This window comes from Acetomicrobium thermoterrenum DSM 13490 (assembly GCF_900107215.1).
Taxonomy (GTDB): Bacteria; Synergistota; Synergistia; order Synergistales; family Acetomicrobiaceae; genus Acetomicrobium; species Acetomicrobium thermoterrenum.
Map to the genome: position 1 here is coordinate 39004 of NZ_FNPD01000001.1, position 17485 is coordinate 56488.

Annotated in this window: 16 protein-coding genes; all 16 read left to right on the plus strand. The window is 46.9% G+C overall.

Annotation, left to right across the window (positions count from 1 at the left end):
* Positions 1-13: 13 nt before the first annotated feature.
* The 16 genes from BLU12_RS00195 to BLU12_RS00270 all read left to right on the plus strand — a co-directional run bounded on the left by BLU12_RS00195 (position 14) and on the right by BLU12_RS00270 (position 17476).
* Positions 14-1108, plus strand: coding sequence for an AI-2E family transporter (locus BLU12_RS00195; RefSeq protein ID WP_091459743.1), 1095 nt, complete (start codon positions 14-16; stop codon positions 1106-1108).
* A gap of 21 nt (positions 1109-1129) precedes the next feature.
* Complete coding sequence (locus BLU12_RS00200; RefSeq protein ID WP_009201531.1) at positions 1130-1765, plus strand: molybdopterin-guanine dinucleotide biosynthesis protein B; 636 nt, start codon at positions 1130-1132, stop codon at positions 1763-1765.
* A 232-nt stretch (positions 1766-1997) separates the two neighbouring features.
* Entirely contained in the window at positions 1998-3959 is a 1962-nt protein-coding gene (locus BLU12_RS00205; RefSeq protein WP_091459744.1) for a sodium-translocating pyrophosphatase, read from the plus strand.
* A gap of 100 nt (positions 3960-4059) precedes the next feature.
* Positions 4060-5814: a DNA primase gene (dnaG, locus tag BLU12_RS00210; protein WP_091459746.1), complete on the plus strand. Its 1755-nt coding sequence runs from the start codon at positions 4060-4062 to the stop codon at positions 5812-5814.
* Entirely contained in the window at positions 5811-7055 is a 1245-nt protein-coding gene (rpoD, locus tag BLU12_RS10205; protein WP_091459748.1) for an RNA polymerase sigma factor RpoD, read from the plus strand. Before dnaG ends, rpoD begins: the two co-directional genes overlap by 4 nt.
* Positions 7056-7146: 91 nt before the next feature.
* A complete protein-coding gene (locus tag BLU12_RS00220; RefSeq protein WP_091459750.1) occupies positions 7147-8292 on the plus strand; it encodes a baeRF10 domain-containing protein in 1146 nt (381 codons plus the stop codon).
* 206 nt (positions 8293-8498) lie between these two features.
* On the plus strand, positions 8499-8768 hold the full coding sequence (locus tag BLU12_RS00225; RefSeq protein ID WP_009201526.1) for an RNA-binding S4 domain-containing protein: 270 nt from the start codon (positions 8499-8501) through the stop codon (positions 8766-8768).
* A 27-nt stretch (positions 8769-8795) separates the two neighbouring features.
* Positions 8796-10088 (plus strand): phosphopyruvate hydratase, encoded by a 1293-nt coding sequence (gene eno, locus BLU12_RS00230; RefSeq protein ID WP_009201525.1) that lies wholly within the window; start codon positions 8796-8798, stop codon positions 10086-10088.
* Positions 10085-10729: a redox-sensing transcriptional repressor Rex gene (locus BLU12_RS00235; RefSeq protein ID WP_091459753.1), complete on the plus strand. Its 645-nt coding sequence runs from the start codon at positions 10085-10087 to the stop codon at positions 10727-10729. The genes eno and BLU12_RS00235 overlap by 4 nt, the downstream gene beginning before the upstream one ends.
* Positions 10730-10812: 83 nt before the next feature.
* A complete protein-coding gene (gene yajC / locus BLU12_RS00240; RefSeq protein ID WP_327020370.1) occupies positions 10813-11112 on the plus strand; it encodes a preprotein translocase subunit YajC in 300 nt (99 codons plus the stop codon).
* Between the two features lie 96 nt (positions 11113-11208).
* Entirely contained in the window at positions 11209-12612 is a 1404-nt protein-coding gene (gene secD / locus BLU12_RS00245) for a protein translocase subunit SecD (RefSeq protein ID WP_200778680.1), read from the plus strand.
* Positions 12612-13508 (plus strand): protein translocase subunit SecF, encoded by an 897-nt coding sequence (gene secF, locus BLU12_RS00250; protein ID WP_091459756.1) that lies wholly within the window; start codon positions 12612-12614, stop codon positions 13506-13508. Before secD ends, secF begins: the two co-directional genes overlap by 1 nt.
* Before the next feature lie 144 nt (positions 13509-13652).
* Positions 13653-13952 (plus strand): hypothetical protein, encoded by a 300-nt coding sequence (locus tag BLU12_RS00255; RefSeq protein ID WP_009201520.1) that lies wholly within the window; start codon positions 13653-13655, stop codon positions 13950-13952.
* Positions 13953-13982: 30 nt separating this feature from the next.
* Positions 13983-15434 carry a radical SAM protein gene (locus BLU12_RS00260; RefSeq protein ID WP_091459758.1) on the plus strand — a complete coding sequence of 484 codons (1452 nt, stop codon included), beginning with the start codon at positions 13983-13985 and terminating at the stop codon, positions 15432-15434.
* A gap of 27 nt (positions 15435-15461) precedes the next feature.
* Positions 15462-15827: a LapA family protein gene (locus BLU12_RS00265; protein ID WP_091459760.1), complete on the plus strand. Its 366-nt coding sequence runs from the start codon at positions 15462-15464 to the stop codon at positions 15825-15827.
* A gap of 59 nt (positions 15828-15886) precedes the next feature.
* A complete protein-coding gene (locus BLU12_RS00270) occupies positions 15887-17476 on the plus strand; it encodes a single-stranded-DNA-specific exonuclease RecJ (protein ID WP_234945338.1) in 1590 nt (529 codons plus the stop codon).
* Positions 17477-17485 lie beyond the last annotated feature (9 nt).

The window sequence follows — 17485 nt, forward strand, 5'->3', positions numbered from 1 at the left end:
GAGTGATGAAAATATGAACGGATCGTTTGCCAACAGATCACCTCAGGGAGGCTATCTTCCCTTTTTGATCGTCTTTGCCCTCTTGGCCCTCCTGGGGATTTCCATAACGGAGCCAATAGTGCGCCCTCTAATGTGGTCTGTCATTTTGTCCTTTTTTTCTCACCCCTTAAACAAGCTTTTATATGTGAAGGTCTTTCGAGGTAAGCGCAGAAACCTGGCCGCACTGATCACCGCCGGGTGTGTAGTCTTGCTTATCTGTGTCCCTATGGGTTTTATAGGTATTTCTTTAGCTAGAGAGGCCTTAAGGTTCATCTCCAGCCTTTCCGACAATCTCGAATCGATACAGGAGACATTTGCCGCGGCGTGGGCATCGTTAGTTAACAGGCTTCCCGATTACGTCATCCAGTATTTCGGCATCAAAGGCGATCCTTCCTTTTTGCGCGATCTCACTCATCGAGCGGTAAATTACGTTATTTCGTCGCTTGGTGATTTTTCCAGAGGCCTCTTGGGCAATGCCTTTAAAATGGTCTATCAATTGTTCGTCATATCGGTTTCGACCTTTTACCTGCTTCGTGATGGCCACGTGGTCATAGAATACCTCGATGACATCCTGCCCCTGCCAAAGGAGGAGAGGGCATCCCTTTTCACGAGCGCGACGCGAATGATGAAAGCGGTAGTCATTGGGACTACGGTGACGGCGGGAATTCAGGCCTGCCTTGGCGTGGCTGGTTGGTTCTTCTTAGGCCTGCCCGCACCGCTGTTGGCCGGTGTTCTTCTTTTTATCTGTGCCATGATACCCTTTATAGGCACTCCCTTCGTCTTGATTCCGGCCGCCGTTTACCTTTTTCTGATGGGCAACGTAAAAGAAAGCATTATATTGGCGGGTTGGGCTCTTTTGGTCGTTAGTACCATCGATAACTTGATACGCCCCCTTTTCATATCGGAGGGAAGCAGGGTTCATTTTCTCTTAGTCTTTTTGGGAGTGGTGGGCGGAATTCACGTGTGGGGATTCCTTGGGATTTTCTTAGGTCCTATTGTTTTGTCATTGTTTATATTCTTTCTTGATTGTTACAGGAGAATTTGGAGTACGAAAAGGGAATATGAGTGAAATTTCGGAGGAGGAGATTTGATGGCCTACAAGATTTCCCTATGTGGTTACAAAAATAGCGGAAAGACCGGGCTTTGTAAAAAGCTTATCGAGATATTCAAAGATGAGCTCGCCATGAAAGTGGGCTATATAAAGCACTGTCATGATGAGGTAATTTCCGGTCGAGACACCGACAGCGGGGTAATTGCCGGCTTGGGTGTCGAAGTAGCCCTTTGGGGTGCAGACGGGGTTAGAGTCGAAGTCCAGGGCAACCGTATTGCCTTAGAGGAGATCGAGAAGAAGTTTTTCCCTGATAGAGATTTGATTTTATTGGAGGGAGGAAAATCACTGCCCATCCCTAAGATTTGGGTAGGCAAAGAGCCTCCCTCAGGTGAAGTAAAGGGAATTTTTTGCCTCTTCGATTGCACCGACGACGTCCTTCCTGCCCTGCCACATTTTCGGTCGGGGCAGGAGCGTCAGTTGGCGGAGTGGATTGTCGAAAGAAGGGGAAGCAGGAGGGAAAGTGCTTTACTGTATATAGGAGGGCAGAAAATAGGCCTGAACGATTTCGTCATGGATTTCATCGTCGGAACCGTTAGGGGTATGATAGGTTCATTGAAAGGTGTAGAGGATAAAAAGGGCGAGGTGCTATTAGTAATTCCGGAGGAGAAAAAATAATAACTTTTTCAAATATTTGGACATTATTAATTCCTGCATGAACTTTAAGGAACGCTCCTTCCTGAAGGTCGCTGTATATAGCGGCGTTGTCATGTTTAACTAATGCGAAATGGGATTCGATCTTGCAAATTTAGGATAACCTGCATATAATTAGGGTCGCTTCTTATATGATCAGATGTGCCCGCCTAAACAAAGGCGGGCTTGAAATTATCGTAAACGGAGGGATCTGGCAATGAACGGATTTGCGTTGTGGTCTTCGATAGGAGCGGGAATAGCAGCATTGTTATACGCTGTTATAGTAGTTAATCGCATAAACGGATTTAAGGTGGATAATGATCGGATAAATTACCTCTCGAACATTATCCAAAGAGGTGCCATGGCGTTTCTGTATAGAGAGTACAGGGCTCTCATTCCCTTCGTGATCGTAGTGGCCTGCCTTTTGGCCTGGAAGTTGGGCTTTCCCATGGCGGTTTCCTTTCTGTTGGGGGCCGTCTGTAGCGCCTTTTCCGGCTTTTTAGGCATGAGGGTGGCTACTAGGGCCAACGGGAAGACGGCCTTTGCTGCCACTACTGGTATGAATCAGGCCTTAAAGATTGCCTTTTCGGGCGGTTCCGTCATGGGCATGACCGTGGTTGGCGTAGGAATCTTAGGAATAATAGTTGCCTTTTTGCTATATAGGGATCCGAACATTATCACCGCCTTCGGTTTTGGAGCAAGCTCTATAGCGCTTTTTGCAAGGGTCGGGGGTGGCATTTACACGAAAGCAGCCGATGTCGGGGCCGACTTGGTTGGCAAGGTGGAGGCCGGAATTCCCGAGGACGATCCCCGAAATCCTGCCGTCATAGCGGACAACGTGGGCGATAATGTAGGAGATATTGCCGGCATGGGTGCGGACCTTTTCGAATCGTACGTTAATTCGATCATAGCTGCCATGGCTATTGGAGCCGGCATATTTGGCATTACCGGTGTGTCCTTTCCGATCTTGCTTGCAGCGATAGGAATAGTATCGGCACTCATAGGTACCTTTTTCGTCCGGATCAAAGAGAAGGGAGATCCTCAGCTCGCCCTTAGAAAGGGCACTTTTGCTACGGGCATTTTGATGATAATCGGTTCTTTCTTTTTAACGATGGCCGTGTTCAGCGATTTGTCCCTATTTTGGGCAGTTTTGGCCGGAGTTATCTGCGGAGTCGCCATAGGTTATATTACTGAGATATACACTTCTTCTTTTTACACTTCCGTAAAAGAAATTGCCAACGCGTCGACGTCGGGATATGCGACCAACATTCTGACCGGGATTGCGGTGGGAATGAAATCGACTATGTGGCCGGTTTTATTGATATGTGCGGCTATTTTCATAGCCGTTCAGACGGGAGGTTTGTACGGCATCGCCTGTGCGGCAGTAGGCATGCTTGCCATCACGGGAATGACGTTGAGCGTCGATGCCTATGGCCCCATAGCGGACAATGCTGGCGGCATAGCGGAGATGAGCCATTTGCCGCCCGATGTCAGAAAGATCACCGACAGGTTGGATGCAGTAGGGAATACCACTGCAGCGGTGGGTAAAGGTCTTGCGATAGGCTCTGCTGCTTTGACGGCCATTGCACTTTTTTCAGCCTACTCCAGCGCTATCGGTTTGAAGTATATAGATCTAATGGATGCTCGAGTTTTGATCGGGCTTTTTGTAGGCGGGATGCTGCCTTTTGTGTTTTCCTCTAGGGCTATTCAAGCCGTTGGAAGAGCTGCACAGAGCATGATCGAAGAAGTGCGGCGTCAGTTCAAAGAAATTCCGGGCATCATGGAAGGCTCGCAGGAACCTGATTACGAACGGTGTATCGATATTTCTACAAAGGCAGCCCTTAAAGAGATGGTCGTTCCCGGGATGATGGCGGTCTTTTCTCCGGTGGTTGTGGGTTTGCTTCTGGGCCCTTCTGCTTTGGGCGGACTGCTTGCCGGTTCTATCGTAACGGGAGTGATGCTTGCTATTTTCATGGCCAATGCTGGCGGAGCTTGGGATAACGCTAAGAAGTATATCGAAGAGGGCAATCTGGGCGGCAAAGGTACACCTCCCCATGCAGCAGCCGTGGTCGGCGATACTGTGGGAGATCCCTTTAAGGATACGGCCGGTCCAAGCCTTAACATATTGATCAAGTTGATGTCCATCATCGCTCTCGTCATAGCCCCGCTGCTAATGTAACTGCCGCTTAAATATTCGCCGTTGACAAAACCCAGTTTTATCGGAAATTTTAGGGAGGGCAGATGTTGTTCCCTCCCTTTTTGGCTTTGGAGGGGTTGGTTTGGATAAATTTCAAATAGAAGAGATAAAAAGAAGGCTCGACATATTGGACATTGTAGGCGATTATGTTCAATTAAAGAAAGTAGGAAAAGGGTATAGAGCTCTCTGTCCATTCCACAGCGAGAAAACGCCGTCTTTTTACGTTATGCCCGACAGGCAGTTCTTTCATTGTTTTGGCTGCGGCAAAGGCGGTGATGTCATATCTTTTGTAATGGAGATCGAGGGGCTGAGCTTTCCCGATGCCATTGAATTGCTTGCCAACAGGGTTGGAATCAAAATCGATAGCAATGAAACCAGGCGCAACGAGTGGAACCTAAGCGAAGTCATGGAGAAAGCACTTAAGATATACCGTGACAGCCTGGAAAGCGCGGGAGGAGAAGTTGCCAGAAAGTATCTAATTCAGAGGAGGCTACTGGAGAAGTGGTGGTCCCGCTTCGAGATAGGGTGGGCGCCTCCTTCATGGGATTATTTGTGGCGCCTGCTCAATAAGGCCGGCATTCCTTCGAAAGCTGCGATCGAATGCGGTTTGGTTATCGAAGGTCAACGGGGTTTGTACGATCGTTTCAGAGGTAGAATAATCTTTCCCATTAGGGATGTAATAGGTCGGTTAATTGGCTTTGGAGGACGTTCCATAGCGGGTGAGGGCGCCAAATATATCAACACGCCGGAAAGCCCCCTGTTTCATAAAGGACGATGCCTATATCTGCTTAATGTGGCCAAGGATGCCATGCGCGAGAAGGGGCGGGCGATTTTAGTCGAAGGCTACATGGATGCAATCAGACTGCACATATCGGGGTTTGGCGAATCCGTGGCGTCTCTGGGGACGGCATTGACCGAGGAACAGGCAAATTTGATAAGCAGATTTGCCGATGTTTGTTACGTTTGCTACGATGCCGATACGGCCGGTCAGGAAGCGGCAATACGGGGGATGTATCTGTTGCAGGCTTCGGGTTTGCAGGTTAAAGTAGTTGTCTTGCCCCATGATGTCGATCCGGATGAGTTTTTATCGAAGGAGGGGGAGAGGGCCTTCAAGGAGCTTTTAAGTCAAAGCCTCCATCTTCCTCTTTATCATTTAAAAATAAGAGAGAAAGCATTAAAAGATCTCTCTCTGCGAAAGAAAGCTGTAGAGGAATTGCTAGAATCTTTCTCCGGGATTTCATTGCCCGACCTTGCCCCCTTTATGTCCCAAATAGCTTCTGCCTTGGAGGTTCCCAGGTATGCCTTGGAGAATATGCTGTTGAACTTTGGGGCAAATAAAACCAGGGCTGAAGATGAAAAAAAAGGGAAATCGGCCAAATCTAGCGTATATATAAATGAAAGCAAGAAACAGGATGAAAAAAGCTTGGCGGTCGATGCGAAAGAAGCGGCTCTTTTTGCTCTTCTATGGAACGATCCGGAAAAAAGGCATCATTTTAGGGAGGAGGAGATATATCCTCTAATTTCAGACGAAAGGATAAAAACGTTGGTTGCAGCCTTAATTAACGGCGAATCCACGGAAGAATTGGAGAAACGATGGTTGAATTCAGGGGATCTCTTTCCCTTGCAAACCTTGGCCCTGGGTAACGCCTTTTGCGAACAATTCGAGGAAGGAATAAGCCCCTGGGACGTAATTGTAGGCGAACTGAGGTTGAGATCGATTAAATTTAGATATGACGAGCTTTATTCGAAGATGCTCAAAGGGGAAGCCAATTACGATGAAATAAAGGAAATGCGAAAGATAGCTTCCTTGTTGAAGGGAGGAAAGGAGGACAGATGAACAGGAAAGACAACAGCAAAAAAGAAAAAGATAAAGATAAAGATAAAGATAAAGATATTGAAAAGTCGGTAAAATTCGAAGGCGAAGACAGACAAATGGAGCGTAACGAGAACATCGTGGATCAGGAGTCACAGGAATTAGAAGACATGGAAAGTCACGAAATGGCAGAATTGATAGAAAATATCCGGGAATTGTTGCAGGAGGGGCGACAAAAGGGCTTTATCACATATGATGACCTTGAAAAATATTTGCCCCAGGAGGCCCTAAGTGAGGCTGATATAATGGACAATGTTTACTCCAATCTCTTGGAATTGGGAATAGATGTCAAAGAAGAAGATAAACTTCAAGAGATCAGGCAGGGCGAACTTCTCCCTCAGGTGAGTCTGGAAGAACTTTCGGACATAGAAAGTGTTTCCATATCCGACCCAGTGAGGATGTATTTGAGAGAAATAGGAAAAATCTCTCTGCTTACTCCGGAAGAAGAGGTGGAGCTGGCGAAACGGGTCGAAGAGGGAGAGGAAGAGGCTAAGAAAAAGCTCATAGAGGCGAACCTGCGTCTCGTTGTAAGTATAGCAAAGAAGTATATAGGAAGAGGCTTGTCATTTCTGGATTTGATCCAGGAGGGCAACCTTGGTTTGATACGGGCTGTAGAGAAGTTCGATTACAGAAAGGGATTCAAATTCAGTACCTATGCTACGTGGTGGATCAGGCAGGCCATTACGAGGGCAATTGCTGACCAGGCGCGCACCATCAGAATTCCCGTGCATATGGTGGAGACCATAAATAAGCTCATTCGAGTTTCTCGGCAGTTGGTACAGCAACTGGGTAGAGAACCGACCATAGAGGAAATAGCACAGTCTTTGGGATTGCCGCCGGAGAAAGTCGAGGACATTCAAAGAATTGCCCAAGAGCCCGTCTCTCTAGAGACGCCTATAGGGGAAGAGGAAGACAGCCAACTGGGAGACTTTTTGGAGGATAAGGAATCTCCCAATCCGGAAGACGCCACGGCGGGTCAATTGTTGCGGGAACAACTGGAAGAGATGCTTGGCGAGCTGACCGAGAGAGAGCGAGAGGTATTGCGCTTGAGATTTGGCCTGGAGGATGGCCATGCCCATACTCTGGAAGAAGTGGGCAAGCGCTTCAACGTTACCAGAGAGCGGATAAGACAAATTGAGGCCAAGGCTTTGCGTAAATTGCGCCACCCCAGCAGGAGCAAAAGGTTGCGAGATTATTTAGAATAAAGAAAAGGATTACTTAATGTGATCGATGAGGGTTGTAATTGAAGAAGGCGAAGTATGAAATAATGTAACCTTTAAAGAGGGGGTGCGGTTGATGTTCGAAGACGTAGTCAAGGGATTGTTGAGGGAATGCGAAGGGAAGCCCTTTCTTATGTCGCTGTACGTTGATTGCGATAGAGCGCAAAGGTCGGCCAAGGAGATACTGATCGATCTTAAAAATCTTCAAAAAAAGGCCTCTGAGGAGGTGAAATACTTTTACGGAGATGCTAATTGCAAGCAATATAACGAAACCATCGCTTCGATATTTAATGAGTTGAGCGACGAACTATCTCACGGCGGTTTCAGCGAAGCTAAAGGAGTGTCCTGTTTTGCTGACCTGCATGGAGATTATCGTCGATTTATAGGACTTCCCATATCGGTAGAGAATAAAATAAAATTTCTGGACCACCCTTTTTTGGCGCCCCTTGTCGAAGCCCTGTCCCCTCACAAACTCGCCCTCGCTGCGGTCGTTGAGGCCAGAAGGGCTACATTTTTCAGGGTATACGCAAGTTCCGTCGATAAGCTCATGACCTTGGAAGAGGATGTACCTCCCAAGGTTAAATCTGCAGGGTGGTATGGACTCGAAGAGACGAGAATTAAAAGACATGTCGAAGATCACGTGGAAAAACATTTGAAAAACGTCGGGGCAACCATGAGAGCCCTCTACGATGAAGACAATTACTCAATTATATTGGTGGGAGGCAACACTAATTACGCTTTGGTCGTCGCCGATCTTCTTAAAGAGATAATTACCGGAATTCCCGTCGAAGTCTTGGAAAATCTTGGAATTACCGATCAGCCCAGGGCGGTAGTCGATGCTGTTGCCAATCATGCCCTTCAGACCTTTGTAGCCGAGAGTTCGAACTTGATCGAAGGCCTCATAACGGAGCATGAAAAAGGTGGTTTGGCCGTTGCTGGGCTTAGGGGGGTAATTCACGCTTCTAATCTTCATGCCATACATAAGCTCATTGTCGACAGTCATAAGGAGATAGCCGGCAAAAGGTGTTCTTCTTGTGGTGCATTGGGCTTGGATGAGGATCTCTGCCCCTTGTGTCATGGCAGGATGGAAGATATTGAAGACGTAATAGATCTTTTGATTTACAAGACTTTGTGCGATGATGGCGATGTGAGGGTGATTGGGGGCGAGTCTCCTTTAAGGGAGTATGAAGGCGTAGGGGCAACTTTACGCTTCTCAATATAATGTGAAAACAAAGTCGAGTGGCAAAGAGTATGTCCCCGCTCGACTTTGTTTTTTGTTAAAATAAATAGCATCGGTTTATGAGATTTGGATTATAAGTTAAGATGAACCTGATGTTGATACGAAATTAAAATCTTTGTGTTGATCGGAGCCTGTGTTATATTTATACTCATTCCCAAGGCGTTTGTGTCACTAGAGGGGCATAGATAATGAGGATCGACAAGTATTTAAAGATATCCCATATTGTAAAAAGGCGTTCAGTGGCGCAAGAAATGATTGCGGCAGGAGTGGTAAGGTTAAACGGCAGGCCTGTCAAAGCTTCTTCTATGGTAAAGGTGGGCGACATAGTTGAGGTTGCCTTCCCAAGGAGGACTTTGAAGGTTTCGGTTATATGTAACGATGAGCTATTGTTGAAAAAGGGCAATCGCAGTTACGAAGTATTAGAGGAGCATGTAGTAGAGCACAAGGATATACCTTAACCTGATCATTTAAGAGAGGTGAAGTTGATGGGCCACATAGTTGGCGTAAATGCTCGCGAAATTCTTGATTCCAGGGGTAATCCTACTGTTGAAGCAGAGGTTTGGCTGGATAGCGGATTAATGGCAAGGGCAGCAGTCCCCTCCGGTGCCTCTACCGGAAAGCATGAGGCTGTCGAGTTAAGGGACGGAGACGGACGTTACGGGGGTAAGGGCGTTCGCAGAGCCGTAGTCAATGTCAAAGAAAAGATAGCTCCCGAAATAATAGGGATCGATCCTGGCGAACAGGCGCTTATAGATAATATAATGATCGAATTGGATGGTACCCCAAACAAAAGCAACCTGGGAGCGAACGCAATCCTAGCCGTTTCCATGGCTGTGGCGAGGTTGGCAGCTATGGAAAGGGAACTTCCGCTGTGGAGATATATTGGCGGATTGGGCCCCTTCCTTTTGCCCACTCCGATGATGAACGTTATAAACGGAGGAGCTCATGCCGATAACAATCTGGATGTACAGGAATTCATGATAGTGCCCCATGGTGCGGAAAGTTTTGGCGAAGCTCTTAGAATGGGGACGGAGGTTTATCACTCTTTAAAGAAGCTGCTGAAGAACAAAGGTAAAAATACATCCGTAGGCGACGAGGGGGGGTTTGCGCCCGATTTGGCCGGTGCTGAGGAAGCCTTAGAGGTTTTGGTCGAAGCCATTGCCGGCTGCGGGTATAAGCCGGGAGAAGATATTAGTTTAGCATTGGACGTGGCTGCCTCCGAGCTTTACGACGATGGTCTTTATCGCTTTAAGGGGGAGGGAAAGGATTATAACCCCGAACAGTTAGTTGAGTATTACTTGAAATTGTGCCGAAATTATCCCTTCGTCGTGTCCATAGAGGATGGCATGGCGGAAGACGATTTCGAGGGCTGGAAGATGTTGACCCAGGCCCTCGGCGGCGAAATACAGTTGGTGGGCGATGATATATTCGTTACCAATCCAAAGAGGCTTGCTGTGGGTATTGAGGAAGGAATGGCCAATGCAGTGCTCGTAAAGCTCAATCAAATAGGGACATTGACCGAAACTCTCGAAGTAATAGACATGGCAGTCAGGAATTCCTATTCAGCAATAATATCCCACAGATCTGGCGAGACGGACGATCCTTTCATCAGCGATCTGTCAGTTTCCGTTGGCGTGGGACAAATAAAGACAGGGGCACCTGCTCGTGTAGATAGAGTGGCTAAATATAATCAGCTTTTAAGGATCGCAGAAGATTTGGGCGATCTTGCGTTGTTTGCCGGGCTAAAAACCTTTAGAGGAAGGAAGGCAGAGAGATGAGAATAGCCGAGCCAACAGTTGAGAGATTGGTGCAATATATTCGTTATCTCGAGCGTTGTAGAGAAGCTGGGAAAAGGGTAATTTCTTCCCAAGAGATCGGCGACGGTCTCGGTATCAAGGCAAGCCAAGTCCGAAAAGATCTGTCCTATTTTGGAGAAATAGGGAAAAGAGGCGTAGGCTATAATGTAGAGAAGTTATATGGCCATCTTAATACAATTTTCGCCCCACCGAAGACCTGGAAAATAGCCATGATAGGCATTGGAAACCTGGGGGAGGCTTTGTTGGGCTATAAAGCCTTCGAGAGCGATAAGTTTCGAATTGTTGCGCTATTTGACATAGATCCGGCCAAAATAGGCCGCAAAATACACGGCATTCCCTGTTATGACGTCGTGGATATGCCTCAAGTGTTAAACGATGAAGGCGTAGAAGTTTTAATCATAACCACGCCTTCTTCGGCAGCCCAGGATGTCGTCGATAAGGCGACCGAAAGCGTTCCTATTAAGGGGATACTCAACTTTGCGCCGACCACTTTGGTTGTGCCGGAGCATATTATACTTTACAATGTCGATATATTTGTAGAACTCGAGAAATTGCTTTTTTATATAAAGCTGAAAGAAATGGGAGGAAATATTTGGGGTTAAAAGAACTTTTGCAATTGTTGCGAGATATTTATTAACTTAGATGTAAATTTAATTAATTTTTTATTAATATAGGAGGGATTTCCTTGAACGGACAAGCTGGATTGTTGGGTATGATGTGGCCGCTGTTGCTATTTATTGTGATATTTTATTTTTTACTAATAAGACCGCAAAAGAAGCGCCAAAAGCAGCACCAGGATATGTTAAATTCCATCAAGCGCGGAGATCAGGTCGTCACGGCAGGAGGCATCTTCGGTACGGTGCGAGACGTTAAAGACGATAGCTTCATCATTGAAATCAGCGACGGAGTAAAAATAAGGGTGTTGAAGAATGCCATAACAATGAAACGTGGCGGCGGAGAAGCAGGAGAGGCGACGGTAGGATAAAAAATAATAAAATATGCAATTCGATAGATAGGACGCGATGTTTTTCTAGCGAAATTATATTAGTTGCTGCTTTTTCATTTAGGAGGTAGAAATCAATTGCCCAGACATGAACGCTGGAAAATAATACTGATCCTGGTTATTCTGATCGCATCTGTTTTAGCTATATATCCTCCGGACGAAAAAATAAAGCTGGGTTTGGATCTCAAGGGCGGGGTTCATATACTGCTACAGGCCAAGGGAACGCCGGATAACCCGATCACAGGCGATAGCATCGAACGCCTGATAGCCGTGATGAGAAATCGAATCGATCAGTATGGTGTGGCTGAACCCGTCATTCAGCGAGAGGGCGGCGATCGAGTAGTTGTCGAACTGCCCGGACTGGATGACCCCGAAGCCGCCATCGAACTGATCGGGAAGACGGCAATGCTTGAGTTTAGACCTGTAGTGGATGTAACGCCAGCAATACCGAGAGAGCCCGAAAGGCAAAACTACGACACTGATGAGGAATATCAATCTGCATTAAAGAGGTGGCAGGAGTATCGCGATCAATCCCTTTCCCTGGAAGAGGAGTTGCGGGCTCGCAGCCAAAGCGATCCTTCTTTTACGGTTGCAAGGGGAGAGGATGGGAGGATCTATTTATTAGGTCCTGCCGAGGTTACTGGCAAGCATTTGACGGATGCCAGAGTAGCCTTCGATAATTTGGGAAGACCTGTGGTGACTCTCAAATTTAACAGGGAGGGTACGAACCTTTTTGACGAACTTTCCAGCGAAAACATAGGCAAGCAAGTAGCCATCCTCCTCGATGGAGCTGTCATATCTGCGCCTGTGGTACAGGAGAGGATAAGTGCTGGAGAGGCGCAGATCAGCGGCAGGTTTACCACTGACGAAGCCCAAAGACTTGCCATAATGCTTCGAGCAGGAGCATTACCTGTAACGGTAGAGATCCTGGAGACGAGGTCAATAGGGCCTACGTTGGGCGCAGATTCCATCAGATCGGGGGTAAAGGCAGGTCTTATCGGGGCTGCTTTGATCTTCGTATTTATAATCATATATTACTCTGCAATAGGGTTAGTGGCTGATATCTCTTTGGTGATGACCATACTGTTGTTGCTTGCAGGTTTGGCCAGTTTCAAGGCAACCCTAACCTTGCCTGGAATAGCCGGGATAATCCTTACCATTGGTATGTCCGTAGATGGAAATATATTGATATATGAACGAATAAAGGAAGAACTGAGGAGCGGAAAGACCGTCATGGCGTCGGTCGATGCCGGCTTTAGAAAGGCCTTTATCACAATAATTGACGCTAATTTGACTACACTCTTCGCGGCCGTCTTCCTTTTCTATTACGGCACAGGACCAATCAGGGGATTTGCTGTTACCTTGAGCATAGGTATTCTGGCGAGTGTTTTTTGTGCCGTCTTCGTAACCAGGGTTTTGCTGCGAATCCTCATCTCTAAGCGGAAAAAACTATTGTTCCCCGCTTTTAAGGAGAGATCCTAATGTTCATTAAGTTGAAGTCGGACTTTAATTTTATGAAATACCGAAAAATCGCTCTTGGACTCAGTTTGTGCCTGATAATTTCAAGCCTAATTTTACTGGCGACAAGGGGTTTAAATTTCGGCATAGACTTTGCCGGTGGAATGCTTTTTCAGCTGGAGTTCGATTCTCCCCTATCTGTTTCGGAGATCAGAACTTCTTTGGAGAGGGCCGGTTTCGGTGGGGCTGTCATACAGCCCTATAGCGATAGAGGCGTTTTGATCCGCGTAAAAAGCGACAGGGAGGGTGACCAAAAGAAAGTTTTGGACTCTCTGAGGAGTAGTGCGGGCAAAGACTTCAGGGTGCTGCGGGCAGAAATGGTCGGCCCAGTCGTGGGAAGTCAATTGCGCAAGAGCGCAGCACTTGCGACCGTCTTCGCCCTCCTTGCCATGCTTGCTTACATCACAATAAGGTTTAGGTTGAGGTTTGCGGTAGGCGCAGTCATCGCCCTCGTTCACGACGTGATCATTACGCTGGGCATTTTCAGCTTGACCTTTCAGGAGATATCCATGCCCTTTATTGCCGGCATGCTTACCCTTGTAGGTTATTCCATCAACGATACAATAGTCGTATTTGACAGGGTTAGGGAGAATTTAAAAAACCCCAAGGGGATGGCTTTTGTCGATCTCTTCAACAGCTCGATCAATCAGGTTTTATCGCGGACTATCAATACGTCTTTGACGACCTTTTTCCCCGTCTTGGCTCTTTTTTTGTGGGGCGGTAAAGCTATATCAGATTTCTCAATGGCGCTATTGGTTGGAATTGTAGTTGGCACTTACAGCTCTATATATATAGCAGGAACGGTTGTTGTCGAGTGGAACATGAGGTCGCGCGGTAAAGTCCTGTCGCAGGGGCGTTAAGTTCTTGAGTTTCAGGCTCTCGGGCAATCGGTCGCATAAAAGTTGGTTAGGCACGAATTTTCACCACAGTTGTTTAAATTATATTTTGGGTTAGAATTAAAATTGATATAAATGCTAACAATATAAAAAAGGGGGTCGTCCTATATGGATTCGGTAATTCAGTTGATTTTGGGAGGATTTGGCGTTAGCGACGACCTTGTATCTCTATGTAAGTCTTATATGAGCACACTGGTTGAAGAGGGCGCCATGGAACAGTGGGCCATGGATAGGGTTATAGGACAGCTCGAGGAAGAGCTTGCAAGAAGACGTGAGGCGTTGATCCAGGGGTTTAAAAGCGAGATGGAGAAATTTCTCTCCTTTTTGCCCTTGGTTACAATAGAGCAATTTAAAGCATTAGAGGCAAGGGTGAAAGCTTTGGAGGAAAGAGAAAACACTTGCAATTAGGGTCGTGCTAGCTTAAAGGAGGCGTTTTCGATGGTTATGAGTTTAACGGATCGACTAAAGGGAATGGTTTCGATTGCCCTCTTGAACCAGGTCGTCAAGTTGGTGGAAGAGGGCAACGACGAAAAGCTAGCTTCGCTGTTCGATACGATTTCTCGTTTGGCACCGGCAAAATTTCAACGGGAAACTTTCAGGGAAATGGCACAAATGGCCAGAGAAAACCATCCCTTTGTTGGCGTATTTAGAAGGGTATTCCAGGAGCTTCATCCTAACTGTCGAAAGAAGCTCATCGTGAACCTTATAGTTAATTTCATGGTCCTCTCTCGCGGCATAAGAGACAGAAAGATGAGAGAGCTTGATATACACATACCCAATTTTATGGTGATCAGCCCGACTATGAGGTGTAATCTGAAATGCAAAGGTTGTTACGCCGGATCCTATGACACGTCGACCGATTTGACTGCCGGGGAAATTGATGACCTGATAACGCAGGCCAAGGAATTGGGAATGTACTTCTTCACTATATCCGGAGGAGAGCCCTTTACGAGGAAGGACCTTTTTGATATATGGGCAAAGCATGATGACTGCTATTTTCAAGTATATACCAACGGGACGTTGATTACGGATGAGGTTGCAGATAAATTGGTGGAGCTCGGGAATGTGGCCCCTATGATCTCCATCGAAGGAACGCCGGAGGAGACAGAATACAGACGAGGTCAGGGAATGTACGGCAAGATCATAGAGACCTACAGAAGGCTTAGGAGGAAGGGTGTACTTTACGGCTTCAGTGCGACATGTACACGTTCCAGCGCTTCTTATATTTCCAGCGACGAGTTCATCGAGCGCATGCTCGAAGAGGGTTGTAAGGTTGGTTGGTTCTTCCAATATATCCCAACCGGTCTCAATCCGGATCTCTCTTATATGGCAACACCAGAGCAGCGAGCTCACCTTAAGAAAAAAGTTGAAGAGTGGAGATCGAAGTACCCCATATTTTTGGGCGACTTCTGGAACGACGGCCCCTATGTCGATGGCTGCATTGCCGCCGGTTTTCGTTACCTGCACGTGATATCTAACGGGGATGTCGAGCCCTGCGTATTCTGTCATTTTGCCGTAGACAACATAAGGGAGAAAAGCCTCGTTGAGGTGCTGTCTAGTCCTTTCTTCGAGGCGATACGTTCGAGGCAACCTTACGATGATGATAATTTACTCAGACCATGCCTTATCATAGACCACCCGGCAGTGCTGAGGGAATTGGTCATAAAGTACGGAGCACATCCCACGCATCCCGGGGCCGACAAGCTTCTCGATGAGCTTGCTTCTGGATTGGACGAATATGCCAGAAGGATGAAGGAGATTTACGATCCGATTTGGGAGGAAAGAGAACGCCAAAAGTACCTTAAAAACCTTGAAAAGGAGGATAACCCCGATATTAAGGGAAGGTATGAGAAAAGATGCGTTAATTGCGGCACAAAGGGCGAGAGGTAAATTTTATGGACTGAAGGTGGGGCTTTCATGAAAAGTTATGTTGTGGCTCTTGCACTTGGAATGTTGTTGGCAGCCTTCTACGCTGTCCAAAATAGCGGAACCGTGATCGTAAAATTTCTGACGTGGCAATGGTCTCTTCATCAAGGCATATGGGAAGTGTTGGTCTTTGCTGCCGGTGCCGTTTTGATGTGGATAACTTCTTTATTTGCTCAGTTAGAATATAAGAACAGATACAAAAGCGACACAAAAGAGCTTAAAAGGCGCATTGCAGAACTGGAAGACGAAAAGCGGTCCCTTTTGAACGCCCTGCAACGAGAAGGCAATGCCGGTTCGCGAGAGGTCTTCCCCCAGGGAGAATACGCTGCAAATGAAGGGGTAGAAGCTGAGAAGTGATTCCCTTACAAGATAACGTGCGTCTTCGTATTTGGGGGATAGAGGATGCTCCGCGCGAATTGGTAGACTCGTTGCAGTGTCATGAGCTAACGGCCTTAACTTTGCGAATTAAATATGGTGACCGCCTGGATATCTCAAAGGCTCGGGCATGGTTGCGCCCGAGCCTAAATTCGTTATTGGCTAATCTTTTCCTTTGTGAGGGAGGGGAGGCAGTTTTTCCAACTTTAAGAGCACTGCCAAAGGGCAGCAAGGTTGCTCTTTACGGGGACTACGATGTGGATGGGGTGGCCTCTGCATTGCTTGCCAGCGAATTTGCCCGTGAAAAGGGATGGCATGTTCGATATTATCTCCCCCATAGGCTAAAAGACGGATATGGTTTAAATCCTAATGTCGTTAAAGTAATAGCGCGTATGGGTTTTGATCTTCTGATCGTTACCGACTGCGGAAGCAAAAATGAGAAGGAAATCGCTCTTGCCCTCGATATGGGATTGAAAGTGGCGGTGTTCGATCATCATCTTGTTGACAAAATTTGCCATCGTGAATGTATAATTAATCCTCACATAGGGGGAGATGAAGAAGCGAGGAAGCTGTCTGCCGCAGGAGTTTTGTGGTGTTGGCTGTGGCAAAGCGGCCTTGTGTCGCAGGATTGGTTGTTGGACAGATTGGATATAGTCTCCCTATCAGTAGTTGGCGATTCAATGCCCCTTGGCCTGCTGAATAGAGCCCTCGTGAGGGAAGGTCTTAAACGGTTAGAGACGACTCAAAGGCCGGGCTTGAGATATCTATTCGACAAACTTTCTATAATATATCCTATCGATGAAAATCAGTTAGCGATGAAGCTAAATCCATGTTTAAATTCGGCAGGAAGGATTTCCCTTGCAGAGACGGCTCTGAAGGCGCTCGAACATTCCAGGGAGAGCATCAAGGCTGCCCTGGAACTTGTGAATTTAAACTATCAGCGCAAAAAGCTGAGCGGCGAGCTGTACAACCAGGCTACTACGGGATTGCGTGATGGGCGTTTCAAATTCGTTGTGGATTCAGCTCATTGGCCTTTAGGGCTTTTGAGCAGTGTGGCGAGCAGATTGTGCTATGAGTTCAACAGGCCTATAGTTTTGGCTGCGCAGCACGGCGGAAATGTGAGAGCTTCTTTGAGGGTGCCGGAGGGTTTAAACGCTATAGAAGTATTGGAAAAGATATCCTCCCATTTAAAGAGTTGGGGAGGCCATAAGGGTGCGGCAGGCTTCAGTGTCGATGCGAAAGGATGGCATGAGGTAAAGAAAAAGCTCGAGGAAAGCCTGTCAAAATGCTGTTTACTCGAGAGCGTCTCGGAATACGAGGACGCAATATCGTTTGAGCCTAAGATGTGGGATTTGCATCTATGGGAGCGATTTAGGGAGCTTGCCCCCTTCGGCGAGGGCAACGAGATGCCCTACTTCTTTATAAGCCATCAATTTGATGATGTAATGAAACCTCTAAGAGGAGGGAGTCATTATCGTCTTTTGACAAGAAGTGGCGAAGTATTGATATTTAATTTTAGTGAAGCAGAAAAGTACAAAGGCAGAATCAAAGGGTGGCTGTACCGCCCCTTCGTCGATGCCTTTGGGGGAAAGCTTAAGTTGTCCATGAAAGCAGAAAAAGCAGTCATATGAATTGTCAGG